This is a genomic window from Reyranella sp. (assembly GCF_030651995.1).
In the GTDB taxonomy this organism is placed as follows: Bacteria; Pseudomonadota; Alphaproteobacteria; order Reyranellales; family Reyranellaceae; genus Reyranella.
This window is the reverse complement of record NZ_JAUSBN010000020.1, coordinates 31,595-54,455: the sequence shown is the minus strand read 5'-3', so window position 1 is coordinate 54,455 and position 22,861 is coordinate 31,595. Positions and strand designations below refer to the sequence as shown.

General features: G+C 67.7%; 22 protein-coding genes. 9 read left to right on the top strand and 13 right to left on the bottom strand.

Annotated features, from left to right (window positions below; genetic code table 11):
- Positions 1-219 precede the first annotated feature (219 nt).
- Positions 220-783: a GSCFA domain-containing protein gene (locus Q7V45_RS04750; RefSeq protein ID WP_304847811.1), complete on the top strand. Its 564-nt coding sequence runs from the start codon at positions 220-222 to the stop codon at positions 781-783.
- 518 nt (positions 784-1,301) lie between these two features.
- On the opposite strand, the gene Q7V45_RS04745 is transcribed toward Q7V45_RS04750, so the two are convergent.
- On the bottom strand, positions 1,302-1,982 hold the full coding sequence (locus Q7V45_RS04745) for a hypothetical protein (protein WP_304847808.1): 681 nt from the start codon (positions 1,980-1,982) through the stop codon (positions 1,302-1,304).
- Between the two features lie 146 nt (positions 1,983-2,128).
- Entirely contained in the window at positions 2,129-3,103 is a 975-nt protein-coding gene (locus Q7V45_RS04740; RefSeq protein ID WP_304847805.1) for a hypothetical protein, read from the bottom strand.
- Between Q7V45_RS04740 and Q7V45_RS04735 the strand changes: the two genes are divergently transcribed.
- Complete coding sequence (locus Q7V45_RS04735; RefSeq protein WP_304847802.1) at positions 3,081-4,586, top strand: hypothetical protein; 1,506 nt, start codon at positions 3,081-3,083, stop codon at positions 4,584-4,586. The genes Q7V45_RS04740 and Q7V45_RS04735 overlap by 23 nt on opposite strands.
- Here the strand turns inward: Q7V45_RS04735 and Q7V45_RS04730 are convergent.
- Positions 4,578-5,090: a gluconokinase gene (locus tag Q7V45_RS04730; RefSeq protein WP_304847800.1), complete on the bottom strand. Its 513-nt coding sequence runs from the start codon at positions 5,088-5,090 to the stop codon at positions 4,578-4,580. The genes Q7V45_RS04735 and Q7V45_RS04730 overlap by 9 nt on opposite strands.
- Before the next feature lie 51 nt (positions 5,091-5,141).
- Here Q7V45_RS04730 and gnd point away from each other — a divergent pair, with 51 nt between their 5' ends.
- The gene (gnd, locus tag Q7V45_RS04725; protein ID WP_304847797.1) at positions 5,142-6,119 is read left to right on the top strand and encodes a phosphogluconate dehydrogenase (NAD(+)-dependent, decarboxylating); all 978 of its coding nucleotides are present in this window, start codon (positions 5,142-5,144) and stop codon (positions 6,117-6,119) included.
- 1 nt (position 6,120) lies between these two features.
- On the opposite strand, the gene Q7V45_RS04720 is transcribed toward gnd, so the two are convergent.
- The gene (locus Q7V45_RS04720; protein WP_304847794.1) at positions 6,121-6,852 is read right to left on the bottom strand and encodes an SDR family NAD(P)-dependent oxidoreductase; all 732 of its coding nucleotides are present in this window, start codon (positions 6,850-6,852) and stop codon (positions 6,121-6,123) included.
- 1 nt (position 6,853) lies between these two features.
- Entirely contained in the window at positions 6,854-7,699 is an 846-nt protein-coding gene (locus Q7V45_RS04715) for an SDR family NAD(P)-dependent oxidoreductase (protein WP_304847791.1), read from the bottom strand.
- A gap of 57 nt (positions 7,700-7,756) precedes the next feature.
- Between Q7V45_RS04715 and Q7V45_RS04710 the strand changes: the two genes are divergently transcribed.
- Positions 7,757-8,629, top strand: a complete 873-nt coding sequence (locus Q7V45_RS04710) for an S-methyl-5'-thioadenosine phosphorylase (protein ID WP_304847789.1) — start codon at positions 7,757-7,759, stop codon at positions 8,627-8,629.
- 3 nt (positions 8,630-8,632) lie between these two features.
- On the opposite strand, the gene Q7V45_RS04705 is transcribed toward Q7V45_RS04710, so the two are convergent.
- The gene (locus Q7V45_RS04705) at positions 8,633-9,388 is read right to left on the bottom strand and encodes an IclR family transcriptional regulator (protein WP_304847786.1); all 756 of its coding nucleotides are present in this window, start codon (positions 9,386-9,388) and stop codon (positions 8,633-8,635) included.
- A gap of 49 nt (positions 9,389-9,437) precedes the next feature.
- Positions 9,438-10,514 carry an LLM class flavin-dependent oxidoreductase gene (locus Q7V45_RS04700; RefSeq protein WP_304847783.1) on the bottom strand — a complete coding sequence of 359 codons (1,077 nt, stop codon included), beginning with the start codon at positions 10,512-10,514 and terminating at the stop codon, positions 9,438-9,440.
- 105 nt (positions 10,515-10,619) lie between these two features.
- Between Q7V45_RS04700 and cysQ the strand changes: the two genes are divergently transcribed.
- The 4 genes from cysQ to Q7V45_RS04680 are packed head-to-tail and all read left to right on the top strand — an operon-like array spanning position 10,620 to position 15,314.
- Positions 10,620-11,417 (top strand): 3'(2'),5'-bisphosphate nucleotidase CysQ, encoded by a 798-nt coding sequence (cysQ, locus tag Q7V45_RS04695; protein WP_304847780.1) that lies wholly within the window; start codon positions 10,620-10,622, stop codon positions 11,415-11,417.
- Entirely contained in the window at positions 11,414-12,391 is a 978-nt protein-coding gene (locus tag Q7V45_RS04690) for an L-threonylcarbamoyladenylate synthase (protein ID WP_304847777.1), read from the top strand. Before cysQ ends, Q7V45_RS04690 begins: the two co-directional genes overlap by 4 nt.
- Positions 12,392-12,414: 23 nt before the next feature.
- The gene (locus Q7V45_RS04685) at positions 12,415-13,884 is read left to right on the top strand and encodes an FAD-binding oxidoreductase (RefSeq protein ID WP_304847774.1); all 1,470 of its coding nucleotides are present in this window, start codon (positions 12,415-12,417) and stop codon (positions 13,882-13,884) included.
- Complete coding sequence (locus Q7V45_RS04680; protein ID WP_304847772.1) at positions 13,884-15,314, top strand: FAD-binding oxidoreductase; 1,431 nt, start codon at positions 13,884-13,886, stop codon at positions 15,312-15,314. The genes Q7V45_RS04685 and Q7V45_RS04680 overlap by 1 nt, the downstream gene beginning before the upstream one ends.
- Positions 15,315-15,455: 141 nt before the next feature.
- On the opposite strand, the gene Q7V45_RS04675 is transcribed toward Q7V45_RS04680, so the two are convergent.
- From Q7V45_RS04675 to Q7V45_RS04650, 6 genes are all read right to left on the bottom strand, one after another.
- Positions 15,456-15,752 (bottom strand): hypothetical protein, encoded by a 297-nt coding sequence (locus tag Q7V45_RS04675; RefSeq protein ID WP_304847768.1) that lies wholly within the window; start codon positions 15,750-15,752, stop codon positions 15,456-15,458.
- On the bottom strand, positions 15,749-16,615 hold the full coding sequence (locus Q7V45_RS04670; protein WP_304847765.1) for an oxaloacetate decarboxylase: 867 nt from the start codon (positions 16,613-16,615) through the stop codon (positions 15,749-15,751). The genes Q7V45_RS04675 and Q7V45_RS04670 overlap by 4 nt, the downstream gene beginning before the upstream one ends.
- A gap of 113 nt (positions 16,616-16,728) precedes the next feature.
- Positions 16,729-17,280, bottom strand: a complete 552-nt coding sequence (locus Q7V45_RS04665) for a glycine zipper domain-containing protein (RefSeq protein WP_304847763.1) — start codon at positions 17,278-17,280, stop codon at positions 16,729-16,731.
- Positions 17,277-19,163, bottom strand: coding sequence for a serine/threonine-protein kinase (locus Q7V45_RS04660; RefSeq protein WP_304847759.1), 1,887 nt, complete (start codon positions 19,161-19,163; stop codon positions 17,277-17,279). Before Q7V45_RS04660 ends, Q7V45_RS04665 begins: the two co-directional genes overlap by 4 nt.
- A 15-nt stretch (positions 19,164-19,178) precedes the next feature.
- The gene (locus Q7V45_RS04655; RefSeq protein ID WP_304847756.1) at positions 19,179-20,063 is read right to left on the bottom strand and encodes an adenylate/guanylate cyclase domain-containing protein; all 885 of its coding nucleotides are present in this window, start codon (positions 20,061-20,063) and stop codon (positions 19,179-19,181) included.
- Between the two features lie 156 nt (positions 20,064-20,219).
- Positions 20,220-20,990 (bottom strand): enoyl-CoA hydratase/isomerase family protein, encoded by a 771-nt coding sequence (locus Q7V45_RS04650; RefSeq protein ID WP_304847753.1) that lies wholly within the window; start codon positions 20,988-20,990, stop codon positions 20,220-20,222.
- Between the two features lie 73 nt (positions 20,991-21,063).
- Between Q7V45_RS04650 and Q7V45_RS04645 the strand changes: the two genes are divergently transcribed.
- Positions 21,064-22,854 (top strand): acyl-CoA dehydrogenase, encoded by a 1,791-nt coding sequence (locus tag Q7V45_RS04645; RefSeq protein ID WP_304847750.1) that lies wholly within the window; start codon positions 21,064-21,066, stop codon positions 22,852-22,854.
- The last annotated feature ends 7 nt before the right edge of the window (positions 22,855-22,861 follow it).

Here is a 22,861-nt window from a genome sequence, read left to right as displayed (position 1 = left end):
TCGCGAAGCCAGAGATGTACGCAGGTACTCCACAACAGATCGATGATTGCGAGGAGCAAGCAGTCGCTCAGCGGAAAGGGTTTCGAGATCTTGAGCAAGCTACTCGAGCCGCCAATGCGGCTGAAGAGGCGGTATGGCTCTCGTCACTTCAAACCAGGGCTTCAATAATCGGCGCTGCTCTCCTGGTTTTAACGCTCGGGGCCACAGCTTGGGCGGCCAATGCCGCCGCGGACGCCGCCAGTATCGCCGATAGAGCAGCTGGCGCGGCAGTCGATTCCGCGACCATTGCAAGGGATGCCCTTCAAGGACGCAGATGTTGTCTTTATCACTTTGGGTTTGACGGAAAGCTGGCTCGACACCGAGACTGGGGTTTATCTGAATGGCGGCCTTCCCCGCCGACACATGTTGCGTCACGTTGGGCGCTTTCGCTTCGTCAACTTCGGCTATGTTGACGTGCTCACCGAGCTCCGGCGAACCATTGAGATGATCCAAAAGCATGGCAAACCCACGGTAAAGACCGTCGTCACGGTTTCGCCGGTTCCGCTCGCCGCGACATTTAGCGACCAGGATGTCATCGTCGCGAACAACTATTCGAAGTCGGTCCTGCGAGTCGTCGCGCAAGACGTTGGACGCATGGAGCGCGTCGATTACTACCCCTCCTATGAGATGGTGATGTTCTCACCTCGTACGTTTGCGTGGATGGAGGACCAACGGCACGCGTCCATCCCGATTATCGATGCCGTGACAGACCGTTTCATCGAACTGTATGTTGAGGGTGCCTAAGGATCAGCGTGGCCAGCAAGCCCGCATCGGAAGGGGGCGACGGTTGCGTGCGTCCCGAGGAAGTAGCCTTTACCAAATCTGCCTCCGTCCACCTCGGCCCCAAGCCCTCGCCGCGCCTCCACCCGGTCAGGGCCAGCAGCCGGATCGCGTCAGTGGCGATTCTGCTTTCCCGGCCTGTTCGGCGGCGACTGGCACAACGCCAAGCTGGCGGCAGTCATCTAAGATCAAGAATGCCGTGCGGGTAAGATTCGCCCGGGCGCTTCACATCCGCGACGGGATTGTTGCCCCGGTGCCCCCACTCCACTGCATAGGTGAAGATGGTGCCCTGAAGCCCCAAAGTGCGCGACGCTAGGCAGTCCAGCCTGTGACAACAGAGGCTATTCCTCTATCCTAGGAAGAAACCGGAAATGTTGGGAAACTCGGCGGCCAAGCCGCGTCATGGCCCTCTCAATGCTAAAATAGGGGGCTCGACCCCAGGAGGGCGCAAACCGGAATGCCTCATGGATTCAGGTTTCTCCTCACCGCTCCCATCCGAACAGTTCAAACTCCGGCGCACACTGTTCATAGACAAACGCGCGCTGGCTGGCCGTCATCTGCTCACCGGCCGGCCTTCGGTCCCGGTCGGTCTGTCGGGCATGCGGGAGATCGGTGCTGGGCAGACCGAGGTGCGTCAGGACCTGGGCGAAATCGCGCGCAAGGTGGTCGTGGAGGATGACACGGTCCACGATCAGCTTGCCGTCCTCGAGGTACCAGGGGTGGCCGACGTAGCGGGTGTCGTTGAACACCACGCTTTCGAGCTCCTTCCCCGTCATGGCGGCCAGTGAGAGCGCCTTCTCGTAAGGGTGCCGCTCGCTGGTAAACCGGAACGCGGTTTCCCAGAACGGCCCGACCATCTCACGGATGGCGCCGGGCCGCGCATGGGCCCAGAAGCCACTGGCCTCGACCTCGCGCAGCACGGCCTTCAGGAGCTTCGGGCTTCCCTTGTTCAGCGCCCGCAGATAGCGCTTGGCGAGGTCCGGGGTAGTGAACCGCTGCGCCCGGACGCCGGTGTCGCGAAACCTCTGCAGGTCATGACGGGTGCTGATCGGCGTGAGGATGTCATCGGGCCCGCAGAATGGCCCCAGCGCCAGCTCAATCGACGTTCCAGCGGTCTTCTTCGTCTTGATGAAGATGAAACCGTGCTTCCGGGAGGCGATCATGATGACCGACGTTACCGGCACGGGCACGCGACGCACAAGCGCCGGAGATCGAGGATCGTTCGCGACGCCCACCGACCGCGACACAGAAAAACGCCGGCGCGGTGATCAAACCGCGCCGGCGCTCCGAAGTTCTCAGCGACTGATCGCTACCAGAAGCGCGTCGAGCCCAGGAAGGCGACGGCGGTGCGCTCGTCGCGGTGACGGCCGCCTACCGCGGCTCCGGCGCAGGCGGCGGCGCAACCGATCGCCAGGGTGGCGGCCGCCAGGAACGCCGCGATGATGCCGGCCTTGCGCGCCGCGTCGGCCGCATCGCGCGCCTTCTGCACGGCGGCCTTCAGGTCGGCAAAGGTCGCATCGACCCGCTTCTCCGCCTCGGCCTGCGGCATACCGGTCTGGTCCGACACGACGCGGGCCAGGTAGGTGCGGTCGCGAACGTCCAGCTGTGGCGTCGTCAGGCCGGCCGCCAGGGCCCGCGCCATCGGCGCCTCGAGGTCGGCGCGCGTGCGCGGTGCCGCGGCTGCGGCTGCCGCGGGCTGCGCACCGCCCGGCGTTGCGGGAGTGGCTTCCGGGGCGGCGGGCGCACCCGCCGGCGCCGGCGCCAGCAGGCGATCGATGGCATAGTCGGTCGGGCTCAGCGAAAGCTGCCCGAGGGCCGGGTTGGACGCCGCTCCCGCGGTGCCGGCCGCGGCAATGGCGGTCGTGGCCTTGCCGGCGGCAGAGACGACGGCGCCCACGCCGGAGGCGGCCAGCGCGGCACCCAGCAGCACACCGATCGACCAGACGCCGAAGCCGTGCGCACCGTCCCGGAAATGGCTCTCGGTCTCATCGGTCGTGCGCCAGGGCGAACGCATGCGGCCGGCGAGGTAGCCGCCCGCCGCAAAGCTCGCGACCATCACGAGGGCCAGATAGACCGCGGCCAGGATGGCGGCGCCCTTGGCCGAAATGCCGGCATAGGCATAGGGCGAGACGACGCTCAGTCCGAGCGCCGAGCCGAAGGCCAGCAGCACGACGGACATCGCCGCGGCGCCCAGGGCGCCCAGGATCACGGGACCCCAGTCGAGATAGCGGACCGGACCGGTCTCGACGGGAACTGCGGTTGTGGTGGTGGTGGCGGTGGCCATGGGTCGCGTCCTACCGGAGACCGATAAAGGACAGGACGAACATGACCACGACGACCAGACCGACCAAATAGATGATGCCATTCATGTGAATTCTCCTCAGTTGCGGACGGAAACGCCCGCTTTGCGTGCGAGTTCCACCGGAGCGATGCAGATCGTTGCGGCCTTTGCCCAAGGACTGTCGCCGGAACGGCCCAGCCCGGCGCTCGTTTCGACGCCCATGCTCCACCGCTCTCCGGCAGTCTCCTGCGACCGCGAGGACCTGGCCGCGCTCGCCGACCGCGCGGGCATCGCCCTGTCCGACGTGCCGGGCATGGCCGCCGGCACTCCGGACGCCGCCGCCCTCGAGCTGCGCCGCGCCTGGCTTGCCCGGGCGCACCGTCCGGCCGATGCGACCCTGAAGAGTCCATGCGAAGGAGAGGTCTCGCGACTGCCCGATGGGCAGAGCATCCACTTCGGCTACGAACGGGACCTCAGCGCCAACCTCCTGGAGAGCCGCACGCCGCTTTGCTATCCGGTGCCGCCCGGATGGCAGTCGCTGCGCGTCCTCTGCCGCAGCGGACAGGCCGCGCTTTCGTGCCTGCTCCACCTCGTCGCTCGCGAGTCGTCGACGTTGCCGCTCACGCTGCATCATGCCGGCCGCTACTTCGAGACGGCCACGCTGCTCGACCTGTGGCCCCGCCAGGTCTTCGCGCCGTGCGACGGGAGCCCGGCAACCGTCGATGTGCTGGTCGGCGAGCCCGTCCATTGCGACGGCCGGTTCGGCCTCTCCGTCCCCGCCCACCTGCCGCGCGCCCGCCAGGCCTTGCTGCTCGATGCGACGATGGTCGGCCTGCAGGTCGATATCGCCCCCTGGCTCGACAGGTTCGATGGGTCTTTCGCCGCCGTGTTCCGGTCGGGCCTCAAGCTCGATCAGGCAGGGTTGGAGCTGGCCAACGTCGGCATCGTGCAACTGTTCGTTCGGGACCGAGGGAAGAGCGACCTGGCGGCGATGGGGGCCGCGCTGCAACGCATCCGGGGGCTGACGGGGAGCGGCCTGACCCTCGACGAACTGGCGGCCCTGTCCGCGCCCTGGTTCCTCGATCGCCCCTATCTCGACCACTATACGGGCCGGGTGTTCGCAAACAATGCCGCCCTCGCCCGGGCGATCGGCACACGCTCGACGCTGTTCGACGACCGCTGCCATCCCTCGCTGCTGTCTCCGGGCGCGGTGGCGCCGTTCTGCGCGATCCGGCTGCGGGATGGCGATGCGGCGGCCCAGCGTCGTCTCCTTGATCGAGTGGAGACGGAAATCGCCCGCCGCGGCCTGGCGCTCGCCAACGGCGGATCCTTCGGCTTTCGCGGCAACCGCTACGAACTGATCGAACCGGAGCCCCAGGCCGGACAGCCCTTCCTGCGCGTGGCGATGGGGTATCGTGGCGGATCCGACCGGGACCGGATCGTCGATCTCTTCCGCGAACTCGCGGCCCTGCCGGCCCTACCCTGAGGGCCGATCCGCGAGCCTGCGCACGATCTCGCTGACGACCCGCGCCGGCTCCGGCCCGATGTCGACCACGATCGGCCGTTCGTCCGCCGCCGGCTCCTGCAGGGTGGCGAACTGGCTGTCGAGCAGCCCGACCGGCATGAAATGGGAGGTCCGCGCCATGAGCCGGCCGTGGATCAGCGCCTGCGGGCCCTTGAGGTACACGAGAGCGACGCCACGCCGCTCCCCGACGAGGATGTCGCGATAGGCCCGCTTCAGCGCCGAGCAGGTGACGACACCGGCCTCGCCCCTCTCCCGCCAGGCATCGATCCGGCGACCGATCGCCTGGAGCCACGGCAAGCGGTCGGCGTCGGTGAGCGGAGTCCCGCTCTTCATCTTCTCGACGTTCTCGCGCGGATGCAGATCGTCGCCGTCCTGGAACGCGCAGCCGAGCCGTTCGGCCAGCAAGCTGGCGACGGTGGTCTTGCCCGATCCCGAGACACCCATCACGACGACGATGGTCTTCATTGGACCTCAGTCTATCATGGAGCGGGATCGCGAAACGAACGGGAGAGACGGATGCAGCTCGGCATGATCGGCCTGGGACGGATGGGCGCCAACCTCGTGCGCCGGCTGGTCCGGCAGGGCCATGATTGCGTCGTCTTCGACCAGAACCCCGAAACGGTCTCCGGACTCGTCGGACAGAACATCGCCGGCGCCGCCGATCTTTCCGATCTGGTCGCCGGGCTGGCCAGGCCCCGCAACGTCTGGGTCATGCTGCCGGCTGGCGAGATCACCGAGCAGACCGTGGCGGAACTGGGCCGTCTGCTGGAACCCGGCGACACGATCATCGACCGCGGCAACGCCTTCTTCCAGGACGACGTGCGCCGCGCCCGCGAGATGAAGGCAAAGGGCATCCACTATCTCGACTGCGGCACCAGCGGCGGCGTCTGGGGTCTGGAGCGCGGCTACTGCCTGATGATCGGCGGCGACAAGGAGGCGGTGGAGCGGCTCGACCCGATCTTCGCCGCGCTCAGCCCGGGCGAAGGCACGATCCCGAAGACGCCGCGCCGCGAGGCGCGCGATCCCCGGGTCGAGCGCGGCTACCTCCATTGCGGCCCGAGCGGCGCCGGCCACTTCGTGAAGATGGTGCACAACGGCATCGAGTACGGGCTGATGCAGGCCTATGCCGAGGGCTTCGAGATCCTGCGCAAGGTCTCCTCCGAAGCGATCCCGGCGGAGCGGCGCTACGACCTCGACCTCGCCGACATCGCCGAGGTCTGGCGGCGCGGCAGCGTCGTCAGCTCCTGGCTGCTCGACCTCACCTCGTCGGCGCTGGCCGAGGACCCGGCCCTGTCGAAGTATTCCGGCTTCGTCGAGGATTCCGGCGAGGGACGCTGGACGATCAATGCCGCGATCGAGGAAGCGGTGCCGGCCGACGTCCTGTCCGCCGCGCTCTACGCCCGCTTCCGCTCGCGCGACCGCGAGGGCACCGCCAACAAGCTGCTGTCGGCCATGCGCCACGCCTTCGGCGGCCATGTCGAGCCGAAGACGTAGGTCAGAGGAACGACAGGCCGCCGCTCAGGGCCACCGTCTGGCCGGTCATGTAGGCGTTGCCGATCACCATCAGGACCGCCTGGGCGCATTCCTCCGAGGTGCCGAAGCGGCCGAGCGGGATGCGGTCCGGCGACGAGGCGAGGCCGCCGCGGACCATGTCGGTCTCGATCAGTGACGGCGCCACGGCATTGACGGTGACGCCATCCTTCACGACCCGCGCGGCGTAGCCCCGCGTCAGCCCTTCCAGGCCGGCCTTGGAGGCATTGTAGTGCGGACCGATGCCGCCGGCGCCCCGCGCCGCGCCCGAGGAAATGTTGACGATGCGGCCCCATTTGCGGGCCCGCATGCCCGGCAGCACGGCTTTGGTGCAGAGAAAGGCCGACTTCAGGTTGACCGCGATGGTGCGGTCGAACTGCTCCTCGGTGAGATCGTCGATGCCGGTCATGATCGCCAGCCCGGCATTGTTCACCAGCACGTCGACCGGCCCCAGCTCGCGCTCGACCGCGGCCATCATCGCGGCAACGGCTGCGCTGTCCGACACGTCGGCCGCGACCGCCATCGCCCTGCCGCCTGCATTCCGGATGGAAGCGACCACCTCGTCAGCGTCAGCCGCGCGCTCGCGATAATTCACGGCGACGGCGGCCCCTTCATGGGCAAGCGAAAGGGCCACCGCACGCCCGATGCCACGCGAGGCGCCGGTCACCAGCGCGACCCTGTTGGCGAGCGACGCCATCTCAGATCTCGTCGACGCCGAAGGCCTGCCGCATCGCCTTCACGCCCTCCTGGTGCGGCGTCCACAGGCGCCCGCCGACCAGCCCGCCATCGACCACGAGATCGTGCCCGTTGATGAAGGTCGAGTCGTCCGACGCCAGGAAGACGGCGGCCTTGGCGATGTCGTCGACGATGCCGGCGCGCGGGATCGGCTGGTTCTTCGCCATGCTGGCCTTCATCGCCTCGGCATAGGAATCGGCCTTGTCCGGCGGCAGCCCGAGCGCCTTGGCGAAGATGCCGGTGGCGATGCCGCCCGGCGAGATCGAGTTCACCCGCACGTTCTTCTCGCCGAGCTGCATGGCGACGCAGACCGTCAGGTGGTTCACCGCGGCCTTGGCAGCCCCGTAGATCATGGACGTCGAGTAGCCCGCCCGGCGTCCGGCGACGCTGCCATTGTTGATGATGCTGCCCGAGCCCTGCGCCATCATGAGCGGCGCGGCGTGCTTCATGCCCAGCATGACCGACCGGACGAGGGTCGCCATCGCCGCGTCGAAGCCCTCGACCGGCACCGTCTCGATGCCGCCCACCGGCGCCGGACCGCCGGCATTGTTGAACAGGCAATCGACCCGGCCCCACTTGGACAGGCAGGCGTCGAAAACCCGCTGCACATCGTCCTCGCGCGTCGCATCCGCCGTCACGAAGAGGCAGTTGTCAGTCCCCAGGGCGGCCTCGAGCGTGCGGCCGAGTTCCGCCCGCCGCCCGGTGGCGACGACCTTCGCTCCCTCCTCGACGAACAGCTCTACGGTGCGCCGCCCGATGCCGCTGGTCGCACCCGTGACGATCGTGATCTTGCCTTCGAGCCTGCCCATGCTTCTCTCCCCTTTGCCTGTCCGGAATGATACACCACCGCCAACCAGGAGAGGCATATGACGGTGTTGGGAATTCTCGGCGGCAGCGGCGTCTACGACATGGCCGGTCTCAAGAACCAGGAGTGGCGCCGGATCGCCTCGCCGTTCGGCGAGACGTCCGACGAGTTCCTGTTCGGCGTCCTCGACGGGCTCGACGTCGTCTTCGTGCCCCGGCACGGCCGCGGGCACCGCCATTCCCCGACCTCGATCAACTACCGCGCCAACATCGATGCCCTGAAGCGGGTCGGCGTCACCGACATCCTGTCGCTCTCGGCCTGCGGCTCGCTGCGCGAGGACCTGCCGCCCGGTCACTTCGTCATCGTCGACCAGTTCATCGACCGCACCTTCGCCCGCGAGAAGAGCTTTTTCGGGGACGGTCTCGTCGCCCATGTCTCGATGGCGCAGCCGACCTGCAACCGGCTGGCCGATCTCGCGCACGAGTGTGCGCAGACGGCCGGCTTCCCGGTCCGCAAGGGCGGCACCTACCTCGCGATGGAGGGCCCGCAGTTCTCCAGCCTCGCTGAATCGAAGCTCTATCGGAGCTGGGGCTGCGACGTGATCGGCATGACCAACATGCCGGAGGCCAAGCTCGCCCGCGAGGCGGAGATTTGTTACGTCACCGTCGCCATGGTCACCGACTTCGACTGCTGGCATCCCGACCATGACCATGTGCAGGTCGCCGACATCGTCCGCGTGCTGCTCGAGAATGCCGAGAGGGCCAAGGCGCTTGTCGCCATGATCGCGCCGCGCCTCAAGGCCGATCGCCCGACGCCCTGCCCGTCCGGCTGTGACCGCGCGCTCGAACACGCGCTCATCACCTCGCCCGCCGTCCGTTCGGCGGAGATGGTCGCCAAGCTCGAGGCCGTCGCGGGCCGTGTCCTCAAGGGATAGCGGTCAGCCGCGGCGGGAGGGCGCGCCCATGAGCCGGGAGATCTCGTCCGCCGCCGCCGTCAATCGCGGAATGTAGCGGTTCATCACCTCGGGCTGCATCCGCTCCACCGGCACGGTGAGCCCGAGCGCCGCCGCCGGTCGGCCGGCATGGTCGTAGATCACCGCGGCCGCGCCGCCCACCTGCTCGCGCCATTCGCCGACATTCGTCGAATAGCCGTCGCGGCGGACCTTCTCCAGGGCCGCGAGCAACTCGTCGCGACGATGGAGCGTCTGCGGCGTGAAGCGCTGCAGCTCCTCGGGCAAGGCGCGCAACGCCTCGGGCGACTGCGCCGACAGCAGGGCCTTGCCGGTGGCCACGCAATGCGCCGGCGTGCGCTGACCGATCCGCGAGTAGGCACGCACCGGCTGCGTGCTCTCGACATTGTGGATCGAGACGACCTCGCAGGCCGCCATGTCGAGGATCGAGAGATGGGCGGTCTCGTCGACGTCGGCGACGAGACGCTGCATCACCGGCGTGGCGACCCGCGCCACATCGAGGCGGCTCACGACCATCGCCCCCAGTTCCCACAGCCTGGTCGTGACGGTGTAACGCTGGTCGACCTGCGTGACGTAGCCCCGAGCGGCGAGCGTCTGCAGCAGCCGATGCACGTTGCTCTTCGACAGGCCGAGCCGGGTCGCCAGCTCGGTTACGCCAAGCGGCGTCGCGCTGGAGGCCAGCGCTTCCAGCACCGTCAATGCCTTGACGACGGTCGTGTCCACCCCGCAAGCCCCCGCATCAGTCGTGTCCGAATTTGCCTCAGGCCGCGCCCTAGGCCGCGGCCGCGAGGTCGCGATCGATGTCGAGGGCGCCCGCCTTCAGACGCGGGATCAGTTCGCGGCCGAAATCCGTGACATCCCCCAACGGGTCGAATCCGCGGATGAGGAACGAGGCCACGCCGAGCCGGTAATACTTCAGCATCGCCTCCGCGACCTGCTCCGGCGTGCCGACGAGGCACGAGGTGTTGCCCTTGCCGGCGGCCGCCCCTGCAACCGGCATCCAGAGCCGCTCGTCATGCACGTCGCCGCGCCTCGCCAGTTCGACCAGTCGTTCGGCAGACTTGTCCTGCGGGTTGGTGGGCATGGTGCCGCTCGACTTCAGATCGTCGAGGATCTTCCTCGCCTTGTCCCACGCCTTGCCTTCGGTCCCGGCGATGATCGGGCGGAACGAGACGTTGAAGCGTGGCGTGCGGCCGAACGGCTGGGTCATGCGCCGGAATTCTTCCATCCGCTCTGCCGTCTCGGCCAGCGGTTCGCCGAACATCGCGAAGGTGTCGCAATGCTGCGCACCCATCGCCATCGCCCCCGGCGACGAACCGCCGAAGAACAGAGGCGGATGCGGCTGCTGGAAGGGCCGGGCCTCGGAGAACACGTCCTTGAACCGGTAGAACCTGCCCTGGTAGTCGAACGGTTTGGTCGAGGTCCAGACCTTGCGCATCACGTCGAGATACTCGGCGGCGCGCTCGTAGCGTTCTTCCTTGGGCGAGAAATCGCCCTCGCGCTGCTGATCGGCGTCGCTGTTCCCGACGATGATGTGAAGGGCGAGGCGGCCGCCGGAGAGCTGGTCCATCGTTGCCGCCGCGCGTGCCGCAAGGGTCGGCGAAACGACGCCCGGCCGGTGGGCGATCAGAAAGCGAAGCTTCTCCGTATGGGCCGAGGCATAGGTCGCGACCGTGAACCCCTCGGCGGACGAGGCGTAGTAGCCGACCAGCACATAGTCGAAGCCGGCCTTCTCGTGGGTCTGCGCGAATTCGCGCAGGAACGAGGGCGAGATGCCGCCCCCGATCACGTGGAGAGCCGTGCCCTGCGGAGGGGCCACGCCGATCATTCCAATAACATTAACCGGCATCGCATTGCTCCATTTTGTTCTAAATAATGAAACGTTGTTCCAATATCCTTGCGTGCACGAACTTTGCTGTCAAGCCGAAGCCCCTGCCGTCTATAAGGACCGCCCATGACCCATGCCCTCCCCCCCCTCGACACCCTCCGCGACGCCACCACGACCATCGCCGAAGAAGCCGCGCTCGAGATCATGCGCATCTACGCGGGCGACCACGGTACCCGCGCCAAGGACGACCGCAGCCCCGTCACCGATGCCGACCATGCCGCCGAAGCCGTCATCCTGGCCGGCCTGCGCAAGCTCACGCCCGGTGTGGTGATCATCGCCGAGGAGGAGATGGCCGCCGGCCGCATCCCGACGCTCGACGACGGTCGCCCCTTCTGGCTGGTCGACCCGCTCGACGGGACCAAGGAGTTCATCAAGAAGAACGGCGAGTTCACGGTGAACATCGCGCTGGTCGAGAACGGCCGCCCGACCCTCGGCATCGTCCTGGCCCCCGCCACCGAGACGTTGTGGCGCGGCGCCAAGGGCCTTGGCGCCGACAAGCGCGAAGGCAAGGGTCCGTTCACGCCGATGCGGACGCGCACCCCCCCGCCCGAGGGATTGACGGCGTGCGCCAGCCGCAGCCACGGCACCTACGGCGACCTCGACATCTGGTTCCGCAACAACAACCTCACGGTCGTGGAACGTGTGCAGGCCGGTTCGTCCCTGAAGTTCTGCCTGATCGCCGAGGGCAAGGCCGACATCTACCCGCGTTTCGGACCGACCATGGAGTGGGACACCGGCGCGGCCCAGGGCGTGCTCGAGGCCGCCGGCGGCGAAGTCGTCACCGTGGACGGCCAGCCCCTTCTCTACGGCAAGCCTCGCTTCGCCAACCCGCACTTCATCGCCCGCAGCCTGGCGGCGCGATGAGCGTGGTCGAGGCGACGGCACAGTCCATCGCCGAGGCCGCCCGGACACTACGGGAGGGCGGCCTCGTCGCCTTCCCGACCGAGACCGTCTACGGGTTGGGCGGCGATGCCACCAACGAGCGGGCTGTCGCCGCAATCTTCGAGGCCAAGAGCCGCCCGCAGTTCAATCCGCTGATCAGCCACGTGCTCGACGCCACCGCCGCCCGCGCCTTCGTGCGCTGGACGGATACGGCCGAGAAACTCGCGGCGCGCTTCTGGCCGGGCCCGCTGACCTTGGTCCTGCCCCGTGCCGAGGGCTCGACCATCGCCCTGCTGGCGACCGCCGGGCTCGACACGGTGGCGATCCGCGCGCCCTCGCATCCGATCGCCCAGGCGCTGATGCGTGCGACCGGCCGGCCGATCGCCGCGCCCTCCGCCAACCGTAGCGGCGAAGTAAGCCCCACCCGGCCCGAGCATGTCGCGCAATCGCTGGGCGCGCGCGCACCCATGATCCTCGACGGCGGCCCCTGCCTCGTCGGCGTCGAATCGACGGTGCTCGATCTCACGACCCTGACGCCCGTCCTGCTGCGGCCCGGCGGAGCGACCCGCGAAGCGATCGAAGCCGTGATCGGCCCGATCGCGCTCAGCGACGCGATCCCGAACGGCGATGCGGCCCGCAAGTCACCCGGCCAGCTCCACAGTCACTACGCCCCGTCGCGACCGGTGCGGCTGGAGGCGACCTCGGTATCGCCCGACGAGGGGCTGCTCGCATTCGGCGACACCGCACCGGCGGGCGCCATGCTCACGATGAACCTCAGCCCGTCCGGCAATCTCGGCGAGGCCGCCGCCAACCTGTTCGCGATGATGCGCGCGCTCGACCGGCCTGGCATCGGCCGCATCGCCGTGGCACCCATTCCGCCCATCGGGCTCGGCCTTGCGATCAACGACAGGCTCCGCCGCGCCGCCGCGGATGACGGCTCCCACAGGCAGCGCTAGTCTGCCGTCAAAGAGAGGAAACGATGCCCGATACCGCCATCCCCCCGACCATTCCGACGTCGCCCGTCACGCCCGCGATCCTCGAAAGCCTGCGCGCCATCGTGGGCGACAAGGGCCTGATCGTCGACGATCAGGGCAAGCAGCCCTTCGTCACCGACTGGCGCGGCTCGATCGTGGGCAACGCGGCCGTCGTGGTGCGGCCGGCCAATGTCGAGGAAGTCTCGAAGGTCGTGAAGCTCTGCCATGACAACGGCATCGCCATCGTGCCCCAGGCCGGCAACACCAGTCTGATGGGCGGCGCGACGCCCTGGCCCTCGCACACCGGCATCGTCCTGTCGGTCGGCCGCATGAACAAGGTGCTGAACGTCGACCCGGTCGGCTATTCGATGACCGTGGAGGCCGGTTGCGTGCTGCAGACGCTGCAGGAAACTGCGGCCAGCCATGACCGCTTCTTCCCGCTGTTCCTGGGCGCCCAGGGCTCCTGCATGATCGGCGGCAATCTCTCGACCAATGCCGGCGGTGTGCAGGTGCTGCGCTACGGCAATGCGCGCAACCTCGTCATGGGCCTCGAGGTGGTGCTGCCCAACGGCGACATCTGGAACGGCCTGCGCGCCCTCAAGAAGGACAATACCGGCTACGACCTCAAGCACCTGTTCATGGGCGCCGAAGGCACGCTCGGCATCATCACCAAGGCGGTTCTCAAGCTCTGGCCGGCCTCCAAGGACGTGGCCACCGCCTGGCTCGCCATCCGCGATCCGCAGGCCGCCATCGAGATCCTGTCGGAGGCGCACGGCGCGTCGGAAGACAATGTCGGCTCGTGCGAACTCATGAGCCGGACCTGCACCGACATGGTCCTGCGCAACATCCCAGGCACGCAGGATCCGCTGAAGGCGGACACGCAGTGGTTCCTGCTGCTCGAATGGACCTCGGCGCGTCCCAAGGCCGAAGGTGCCGAGGGCATGTCGGAGAAGATGGAGCAGTTCCTCGCCGACCAGATGGAAGCCGGCAGGGTGCTCGACGCCGTCATCGCCCAGAGCGAGGCGCAGGCACGCAACATGTGGGTGATCCGCGAATCGGTCGCCCCCGCCTCGCGCGCCGAAGGACCGGGTCTCAGCTATGACATCTCGGTCTCGATCTCCAAGGTGCCGGAGTTCATCGAACGTGGTCTCAAGGCCGCGCTCGACATCCTGCCCAGCATCCGCCCCTACCCGCTCGGCCATATCGGCGACGGCAACATCCACTTCTCCTTCATGGGACCGAAGGGCATGGACCGGCCGACGCTCAGCCAGTACTCGCCTGCCATCACCCGCGCGGTGAACGACCTGGTAACGAGCCTCGACGGCTCGATCTCGGCCGAGCACGGCATCGGCATCGACAAGCTCGACGAGCTCGCGCATTACCGCAGCCGGATCGAGCTCGACACGATGCGCACGATCAAGCGGGCGCTCGATCCGAAGAACATCATGAACCCCGGCAAGGTGCTGCGACTCTGATGACCGACTTCGTCGAGAAACTGCGTGCCATCGTCGGCGACAAGGGCCTGATCGTCGACGATCAGGGCAAGCACCCCTACGTCACCGACTGGCGCGAGAGCTTCGTGGGCAACGCGTTGGCCGTGGTGCGGCCGGCCAATACGCAGGAAGTCGCGGATGTCGTGAAGCTCTGCGCGGCGGAGAAGGTCTCGGTGGTGCCGCAGGGCGGCAATACCGGCCTGGTCGGCGGTGGCATCCCGCACGAGAAGGGCCGCGAGATCGTCCTATCGCTCAACCGCATGACGCGCATCACCGACATCGATCCGATCGGCTACACGATGACGGTCGAGGCGGGCGTCATCCTGAAGACCGTCCAGGAAACGGCGGCGGCGAACGACCGGCTGTTCCCGCTGTCGCTGGCCGCCGAAGGAAGCTGCTCGATCGGCGGTAACCTCTCGACCAATGCCGGCGGCGTGCAGGTGCTGCACTACGGCAACGCCCGCCAGCTCGTGCTCGGCCTCGAAGTGGTGACGCCCCAGGGCGAGATCTGGAACGGCCTGCGGGCGCTCAAGAAGGACAATACCGGCTACGACCTGCGCGACCTCTATCTCGGCGCCGAGGGCACCCTGGGCATCATCACGCGCGCGGTGCTGAAGCTGTGGCCCAAGCCCAAGGACATTGCGACCGCCTGGGTTGCCGTCCCCTCGCCCGAGGCCGCCGTCGCCCTGCTGAGCGGCGCGCATGCGGCGTCCGAGGACAACGTCACCTCCTGCGAGCTGATGGGCCGCCAGGGCATCGACCTGGTGCTGCAGCACATTCCGGGCGCGGCCGATCCTCTGGCCGAGCGCCACGACTGGTACGTTCTGCTCGAATGGTCCTCGACCCGCGCGCGTCGCGACGGCGAGAACGCGGGCGGCCTGCGCGAAAAGATGGAAGCCTATCTCGGCGAAGCCATGGAACAGGGCCTCGTGCTCGACGCGACCATCGCCCAGAACGAGACGCAGGCCCGCGCGCTGTGGGCCTTGCGCGAGAACCACACGGAAGCCTCCAAGAAGGAAGGCCCGTCCGTGAAGCACGACATCTCCGTCGCGGTGAGCCGGATCCCTTCCTTCGTCACCGAAGGCCTGGCGGCGATGAAGAAGGCGCTGCCCGAGTGCCGCCCGGTGACCTTCGGTCATGTCGGCGACGGCAACCTCCATTTCAACTGCCAGGCGCCGGCCGGCTGGGACAAGGCCCGCTTCGCGCCGCATGCCCGGGCAGTGACGGCTGCGATCTACGATCTGGTCGTGAGCTACGGCGGCTCGATCTCGGCCGAGCACGGCATCGGTCTGCTCAAGATCGACGAGCTCGCCCACTATCGCAGCCAGGTCGAGATCGACACGATGCGCACGATCAAGCGCGCGCTCGACCCGCAGAACCTGATGAACCCGGGAAAGATCGTCCGGGTTTAGAAGAGTACCGTCGTCTCTCCGCTACGCCTCGCGCAGCGAGGCGTAGCGGAGAGACCTTCTCTCTACTATTTGGCGGCTATTTGTAGAGCAAAGGCCTCTCCGCTCCGCGCCTGCGGCGCTCCGGTCGAGGCGACGGAGTTCTTAAGGCCGCGGCGTGCGGTCATTCGTCCGGTCGACGATCTCGAACTGGACGTCGGTGACCTTGCCGTCGTGATGGCGGGCCGGGGGAGCGGGCTCCACGTCGCGGCGGAAGAAGCTCAGGATCCAGGCCTTCGCCTTGAACGCCAGCAGCAGCACGAGCGCGACCGCGGCGACGCCGGCGATCACCGCAAAGCCCAGCACCGCCAGCACGACGAAACCAATCAGTCCCAGGATCGCCTGGATCCAGACACGGGCCGGCAGGCGCGACAGAAGTTCGAGGAACTGCTTGCCGTTCATGTCGCCCAACGCTTTTCGAAGTCCCAGACCTCGGGGAATCCCATCAGCCCGTGGATGTCCTGGTATTGCGGCAACGGATCGCCCACGCTGGTACCGCTGTCCTTGAGGTGCGCGAAAGACCGCCTCATCGCCTCGGCGGCGACGCTCAAGCCCAGCACCGGATAGATCGCGAGGTCGAAGCCCCATTTCTTCAGCCGCTCGACCTCGGCGCGCGGCGTCTTGCCGAACTCGACCATGTTGGCGAGCAGCGGCTTGCTCACTTCCTTGCCGATTCGCTCCAGCTCGGCTTCGCTCTCCGGCGATTCGACGAAGATGATGTCGGCGCCAGCCTCCTCGTAGAGCCTGGCGCGGCGCAGCGCCTCATCGAGCCCCAGCGCCGTGCGCGCATCCGTGCGCGCCACGATCAGCGTCTCCTCGTGGCGGCGCGCGTCCGCCGCGACCCTGATCTTGAGCGCCATGTCCTCGGCCGGCACCACGCGCCGTCCCGGCGTATGGCCGCACTTCTTGGGCATCTCCTGGTCTTCGATCTGAATCGCGGCGACCCCTGCCGCCTCGTAACCGCGGATCGTGCGCTGGACGTTCAGAAGCCCGCCATAGCCGGTGTCGGCATCGGCGATCAGCGGCGTCTCGACCACCGAACAGATCATCTCGGCGCGGCCGAGCATGTCGGAATAGGTCGCGAGGCCCGCGTCTGGCAGGCCCAGCATCGAGGCCGTGGCGCCATAGCCCGTCATGTAGAGCGCGGGAAAGCCCATGCGGTCCGCGACACGCGCGGAAATACCGTCATAGATGCCCGGCGCCAGGATGAAATCGCCCCGCGCCAGAAGGTCACGCAGTTTCGCTGCCTGTGGATTACCTGCCATGTCTCTCTCCTCGCTCAGGAAAATGACCGAGTTGTGTCGATCCGGCCAGTCCACCGCATGCGAAAACGGCCGGCGGTCAGTAACCGCCGGCCGTTCACGAAAATGTCGGTGGATCAGACGGAGACGGGCTTCAGCTCCTGCGAGCCGGCCGACTTGCAGAAGGTCGTCGTCTCGGTCGTGGTCTGGCCATTCTTGGTTGCCGTCAGCTCGATCGGGCGGCAGGTGCTGCCATCGGCGCGGCTGGTCGCGGGTGCGACCGGCTTGGCGCTCACCACGGTCGGCGGTGCCGTCGGCGCGGCCGACGAGGAGGTCTTGGCCGGCTCGACCGTGTAGGTGGTCGGCACGTTGTTATCGGCGACGAACGCATACTGCGTGGCTTCGGCCAGACGGCGACGCTCCTGCTCATCCAGCGCGCGACCGACCAGATTGCCGGCCAGTCCACCCACCAGCGCACCACCGACCGCGCCGCCGACCGACCCAAAGGCGAGACCACCGACGACGCCACCCAGCGCCGCGCCCATGACGGTGCCGGTCGTCTGGTTGGTCGGCTGACCGCGATCGTTCGTGCAGGCGGCCACGAGCCCGAGGGCTGCAACCACGCCTACGATCCGGACGACGATCTTCCTGCCGGAGAAGAAGGCCGTGTCAGCAGTCACTGCAGTCATCTGGTGCATCTCCTTTTGTATTCAGGGACATTCACTCTACTCCAGAGATATTGCTTGCCGCCACGAGCGTCGTCCTCCGCATCCGCGTAGGAGCGCGGAGCGTCGCACGAGGCCAGCAGCAGGCCGGTCCGGACCAGGACGAGCGCGAGGTCGTCGCGATCGGAGTCCGGAATGTCGGCGAGCGGATCCTTGGAGTTTCGTTTGGTGATCAGGCAGCGATAGAGCGGTGTGCCGTCGGTCAGGCGATCGGTCTGCCGGCAGCGCAGGTTGCGCGGCTGGGCAGCCAGCGCGTCGGCTGCGAGCTTGTGCAGCGCCGGATCGTCGACGCTATCGACGCCCTGCAACCTGATCTCGCCCGGCCGATCCTTGAGGCCGATCATCATCAGCGTCTTGCCGAAATGGTCGAAGTTGCCGGCAACGAACTCGATGGCCTTGCGCGCTTCCTCGATCGCCTTCTGGCGGGCCGCAGCTTCCTCGTCGGCCTTGCGCTGGGCTTCCTCTTCGGCGCGCTTCTTCTCGGCGATCTCCGCCTCGACCTTGCGGCGGGTATCCTCCTCGAACTGGCGTCGGGCAGCTTCGGCCTGCGCCTCGAGATCGGCCTTGGCCTTGGCGTCCTGCGCAGCCTTCGCTTTCGCTTCCTGCTCGGCCTTTGCCCTGGCTTCCTGGTCGGCCTTCTCGGCACGCAGCCTGTCGGCTTCCTCTGCCGCCTTGCGCCGCGCCTCCTCGGCCGCTTCGGCCGCGGCGCGCACCTTCACCATCTCCGGGTCGGGCCCGCGCGTGGCCATCGCATAGTAGCCGCCACCCCCCATCGCCAGCAGTACGACGGCCGCAAGTCCGGCCCACAGGCCGGTGCGTGACTTCGCTGCCGACGGAGGCGCCATGGTGGATGCCGTCGCGGCGGGACCCAAAACCGACACGCGCACGGCCGGTGCCTCGTCGGCCTTGCCCATGACCATCGTCGCGCCGGGCTCCGGCGCCGAAGTCATGCCGAGGATCGGCCGCCAGCCGGCAATCGATTGCGGACGGTCGCGCGCCGCCACCGTCAGGCCGGCATCGACGCCGGCCAGCAAACCCGGCGAGAAACCCGACGGCGCCAGCTTGCCGAGCGGCTCGTAGGTGTCGTCCAGCATGCGGTCGAAGGCGTTGGGCGGTGCCTTGCCGGCAATGGCGTGATAGATCGTGGCGGCGAGACCGTAGATGTCCGTCCACGGCCCCTGCTTGGCCGACGTCATCTGTTCTGCTGCGGCATATCCCGGCGTGAAGATCGCCGTCATCGCCGCCGTCCGGCCGACCATGGCCGCGCGCGAAGCGCCGAAATCGATCAGGGTCGGATTGCCGGCAGCGTCGAGCAGGATGTTCGCCGGCTTGATGTCGCGATGCAGGAAGCCCGCCGCATGGACCTGCTCGAGGCCGTCCAGCAGCGGCCACAGGATGCGATCGACTTCCTCGGGCTTCAGCTTGCCGCCGGTGTTGATGCGGTCCTCGAGCGTCGCGCCGCTCAGGAGCTCCATCACGATGTAGGCCGTGCCGTTGGCCTCGAGGAAATCGAAGACCTGCACGATCGCCGGCACGCGATGGAGGCTGGCGAGAGTCCGCCCTTCTGTGACGAAGCGGTCGCGACCCCAGCCGAAATCATCGGCCATCTTGGTCGTGCGCGGCAACACCGTGGAGCCGTCCTGGCGCACCGCCAATGCCGACGGCAGGTACTCCTTGATCGCGACCTCACGGCCCAGTTGCACGTCGCGGGCGCGATAAGTGATGCCGAAGCCGCCCTGTCCCAGCACCGACACGATCTCGTAGCGGCCGATCAGCTGACCAGCCTTCAGCGAGACGTAGTCGACCTCGGGCGGTGTGGCGCCTGACAGGGTCGTGGGCTCGTTCATGGGCGGTCCACGCCGCTAGGTGTGATGAACGACCAGCTCGACATCGCCGAGCCGCAACTTCGATCCTGCCTGCAGGGCAGTCGGCGCGCCCGCCTTGAGGATCGTGCCATTGACCGAAGTGCCGTTGGTCGAGCCGAGATCCTCGACCTGCAGCGCCTCGCCGGCGACGCTCAGCTTGGCATGCCGCCGCGACACGGTCGGATGCGGTACGACGAGTTCGCACTGGTCGGCGGCGCGGCCGATGCACATGCCTTTCGACTGGCCGACGAGCTTCTCCATCGACACTTCGAACGCGTGCTTGCGGCCGGCCGAGTCGGGCCCCTCGAAGCGCAGGGTGATCTGCGGCACCATGCGCGTCGTCGTACCGGGAGCCACGAGCTTCGCCGCACGCACATGGAACACCTGCACCGACCGGCTGACGTTCTTCAACTGATGCTCGCCGCCGTCATGGAAGGCGTACTCGGTGCGCAGCTCGACGAGATCGCGGACCGCGCGCGAGACCGCGATGCCGCCGGGCTCCGCCAGCGTCTGGATGCGGGCGGCCAGGTTGACGCCGTCGCCGAAGATGTTCTGGTCCTCGTCGTCGATGATGACTTCACCGAGATGCACGCCGACGCGGAACAGCATGCGCTGCTCCTCGCTGAGCAAATCGTTGAACTGCGCCATCCGCTCCTGGATGTCGATGGCCGCCGCAACCGCCGAGACGGCTGAGCCGAACTCTGCCAGCATGGCATCACCCGCCGTACCGACGAGCCGGCCGCGTCCAGCGTCGATGGCCGGCCGCCAGACTTCGATCTGGGCCGACTTGAGATGGCGGAACGTGCGTGTCTCGGCGCCTTCCATCATCCGGGTGAACCCGGCGAGGTCGGCATGGACGATGGCGGCTAGGCGGCGTTGCATGGTCTCTTCGATTCAGCGGCCATATCTCGATTGACCGTCCGGCAGCAGGATACCTCGCCAGGCGACTTTCGGCACGACCTCAGATACTGCCGGCATCCTGCATTGAATCGCGGCAATCTTGGGACAACCGGCACGATCAGGTGCCGGCGCCGGCCTTCAACGGCCCTTGAAGGTCGGGGTCCGACGCTCGCCGAGCGCCGCCAGCCCCTCCTTGAGATCGTCGGAGGCGGCGCAGGCCCGCTGGGTCTGGCGGATGGATGGCATGTCGGGCGCTGCCTGGGCGAACTGTTCGATGGCGCGCTTCATGCCCGACATCGACAGCGGTGCGAGGCCCGCCAGCCGCGCGGCCTTCTCCGCGACCTTGTCCTTGAACTCCGCGCGCTCGACCAGCCAGTCGAGATAGCCGACCGCCAGGAGCTCGGTATCGTGGAAATCCTCCGAGAGCAGGAAGGCACGCTTGGCGAAGCTCGGGCTCACCTTCTGCGTGTAGCGGCGCAGTCCGCTCGGATAGTAATGCAGGCCGAAGCGCGCGGCCGGCATGAAGAAGCGCATGCCCTTGACGCCGAGGCGGAAGTCGCAGGCCAGCGCCAGGTCGGTGGCGCCGCCATAGACGCCGCCGTTCAGGGCGCACAGGGTCGGCATGCGCATCGCCTCGATGCGGTCCATGACGACTTCGAACGTGTTGTCGCCGCCCTCGTCCTTGCGCTCGCCGGCCGGGATCGAGCCGAGGTCGTAGCCGGAGCAGAAGGTCTTGTCGCCGGCGCCCGTGATCACGGTGGCGCGCACGACCGGATCGGCGTCGACCTTTTCCACCGCCTCACGCAGCAGCTTCAGCCCCTCGGGGTTGAGGCGATTGTGCTTCGCCGGGTCATTCAGCGTGATGGTGGCGATGGGGCCGTCGATCGACAGCAGGACTGTGTTTGTCATGTGGCCTCCAAAATAGCCGAGCCGGTCGCCAAAAGCGACCGAGCGCGGCATATTGCGGAACGGAGGAATTCACATGACTTACACTGCCCCGCTGGCTGACATGCGTTTCGCCCTGCGCGAAGTCGCCGGCCTGTCCGGCGTCGCCGCCCTGCCCGGTTACGAGCATGCGACGGACGACACGATCGACGCCGTGCTGGAGGAAGCCGCCAAACTGGCCGGCAATGGCCTCGCGCCCCTCAATCGCGAGGGTGACAAGGTCGGTGCCAGGCTCGAGAACGGCGTGGTCCGCACCGCGCCGGGCTTCGCTGGGATCTACAAGGAATTCGTCGAGGGCGGCTGGAATTCCCTCCCCTTCGATCCGGAATTCGGCGGCCAGGGCATGCCGTGGCTGCTGGCGACCGCCGTACAGGAGATGTGGCAGGCCGCCAACATGGGCTTCGGGCTGGTGCTGCTGCTGAACCAGGGCGCGATCGACGCCATCCACCATCACGGGTCGGAAGCGCAGAAGGCGACCTACCTGCCGAAGATGATCTCCGGCGAATGGACCGGGACGATGAACCTCACCGAGCCGCAGGCCGGCTCCGACCTCGGCCAGATCAAGAGCCGGGCGGTAAAGGACGGCGACCACTATCTCGTGAGCGGCCAGAAGATCTACATCACCTATGGCGAGCACGACATGGCCGAGAACATCGTCCACCTCGTACTGGCCCGTACCCCGGACGCGCCCGCGGGCGTGCGCGGCATCTCGCTGTTCATCGTGCCGAAGTACCTGCCGGACGCCGATGGCAAGCCGGGCAAGCGCAACGACCTGCGCTGCGTGTCGCTGGAGCACAAGCTCGGCATCCATGCGAGCCCGACCTGCGTGATGTCGTTCGGCGACGATGGCGGCGCGGTCGGATACCTGGTCGGCGAGGAAGGCCGCGGCCTCTCCTACATGTTCACGATGATGAACAACGCCCGCCTGTCGGTCGGCATCCAGGGCCTCGCCATCGCCGAGCGCGCCTACCAGCAGGCCGCCGCCTTCGCCCGCAGCCGCGTGCAGTCGAAGGACGACGGCAGCACCGCGCCCGCTTCCGTGTCGATCGTCCATCATGCCGACGTCCGCCGCATGCTGATGAGCATGCGCGCCCAGATCGAGGCGATGCGGGCCCTTGGCTACTACACCGCCGCCGGCATCGACGGCGCGCTGAAGCAGCCCGACAAGGCGGCAGGGCGCAGGATCCAGGACCGTGTCGATCTGCTGATCCCGATCGTGAAGGCCTGGTTCACCGACCTTGGCAACGAGATCGCCTCGACCGGCGTGCAGATCCACGGCGGCATGGGCTTCATCGAGGACACCGGCGCGGCGCAGCACCTGCGCGACGCCCGCATCCTGCCGATCTACGAGGGCACCAACGGCATCCAGGCGCGCGACCTGGTGGGCCGCAAGGTCGCCAAGGACGGCGGCGAGACGATGCTGGCGCTGGTCGCCGAGATGCGGGCCACGGCCGAGGAGATGAAGGCCGCGCCAGGCGACGATATCGACGCGATCCGTGCCGGGCTCGTGGCCGCGGCCGACGCTCTGGAGGATGCGACCCGGTGGGTCGCCCAATCGGTCAAGGCCGAGCTGGTGAACGCGCTCGCGGGCTCGGTGCCCTTCCTGCGCCTCGCCGGCACCGCCCTGGGCGGCTGGCTGCTGGCCCGCAGCGCCCTCGTCGCCCAGACCCGGCTGGGGCAGCGGGACGGCGATCCCGCGTTCCTCGAAGCCAAGCTGGTGACGGCGCGCTTCTATGCCGAGGTCATCCTCCCCCCGGCCCTGGCCGAGCTCGGTCCCCTCAAGGCGGCGGGACGGACGGTGTTCGTACTGGCCGAGGAGCAGTTCTAGAGAAAGC

What these genes read in the sequence shown, in the direction of transcription:
- Q7V45_RS04750 (WP_304847811.1), top strand. Translation starts at nt 220, where the DNA reads ATGCCGCCGCGGACGCCGCCAGTATCGCCGATAGAGCAGCTGGCGCGG.
- Q7V45_RS04685 (WP_304847774.1), top strand. Translation starts at nt 12,415, where the DNA reads ATGCCCGATACCGCCATCCCCCCGACCATTCCGACGTCGCCCGTCACG.
- Q7V45_RS04675 (WP_304847768.1), bottom strand. Translation starts at nt 15,752, where the DNA reads ATGAACGGCAAGCAGTTCCTCGAACTTCTGTCGCGCCTGCCGGCCCGT.
- Q7V45_RS04740 (WP_304847805.1), bottom strand. Translation starts at nt 3,103, where the DNA reads ATGGCCACCGCCACCACCACCACAACCGCAGTTCCCGTCGAGACCGGT.
- Q7V45_RS04680 (WP_304847772.1), top strand. Translation starts at nt 13,884, where the DNA reads ATGACCGACTTCGTCGAGAAACTGCGTGCCATCGTCGGCGACAAGGGC.
- Q7V45_RS04720 (WP_304847794.1), bottom strand. Translation starts at nt 6,852, where the DNA reads ATGGCGTCGCTCGCCAACAGGGTCGCGCTGGTGACCGGCGCCTCGCGT.
- Q7V45_RS04670 (WP_304847765.1), bottom strand. Translation starts at nt 16,615, where the DNA reads ATGGCAGGTAATCCACAGGCAGCGAAACTGCGTGACCTTCTGGCGCGG.
- Q7V45_RS04730 (WP_304847800.1), bottom strand. Translation starts at nt 5,090, where the DNA reads ATGAAGACCATCGTCGTCGTGATGGGTGTCTCGGGATCGGGCAAGACC.
- Q7V45_RS04715 (WP_304847791.1), bottom strand. Translation starts at nt 7,699, where the DNA reads ATGGGCAGGCTCGAAGGCAAGATCACGATCGTCACGGGTGCGACCAGC.
- Q7V45_RS04665 (WP_304847763.1), bottom strand. Translation starts at nt 17,280, where the DNA reads ATGACTGCAGTGACTGCTGACACGGCCTTCTTCTCCGGCAGGAAGATC.
- gnd (WP_304847797.1), top strand. Translation starts at nt 5,142, where the DNA reads ATGCAGCTCGGCATGATCGGCCTGGGACGGATGGGCGCCAACCTCGTG.
- Q7V45_RS04660 (WP_304847759.1), bottom strand. Translation starts at nt 19,163, where the DNA reads ATGAACGAGCCCACGACCCTGTCAGGCGCCACACCGCCCGAGGTCGAC.
- Q7V45_RS04650 (WP_304847753.1), bottom strand. Translation starts at nt 20,990, where the DNA reads ATGACAAACACAGTCCTGCTGTCGATCGACGGCCCCATCGCCACCATC.
- Q7V45_RS04690 (WP_304847777.1), top strand. Translation starts at nt 11,414, where the DNA reads ATGAGCGTGGTCGAGGCGACGGCACAGTCCATCGCCGAGGCCGCCCGG.
- Q7V45_RS04710 (WP_304847789.1), top strand. Translation starts at nt 7,757, where the DNA reads ATGACGGTGTTGGGAATTCTCGGCGGCAGCGGCGTCTACGACATGGCC.
- cysQ (WP_304847780.1), top strand. Translation starts at nt 10,620, where the DNA reads ATGACCCATGCCCTCCCCCCCCTCGACACCCTCCGCGACGCCACCACG.
- Q7V45_RS04745 (WP_304847808.1), bottom strand. Translation starts at nt 1,982, where the DNA reads ATGATCGCCTCCCGGAAGCACGGTTTCATCTTCATCAAGACGAAGAAG.
- Q7V45_RS04645 (WP_304847750.1), top strand. Translation starts at nt 21,064, where the DNA reads ATGACTTACACTGCCCCGCTGGCTGACATGCGTTTCGCCCTGCGCGAA.
- Q7V45_RS04655 (WP_304847756.1), bottom strand. Translation starts at nt 20,063, where the DNA reads ATGCAACGCCGCCTAGCCGCCATCGTCCATGCCGACCTCGCCGGGTTC.
- Q7V45_RS04700 (WP_304847783.1), bottom strand. Translation starts at nt 10,514, where the DNA reads ATGCCGGTTAATGTTATTGGAATGATCGGCGTGGCCCCTCCGCAGGGC.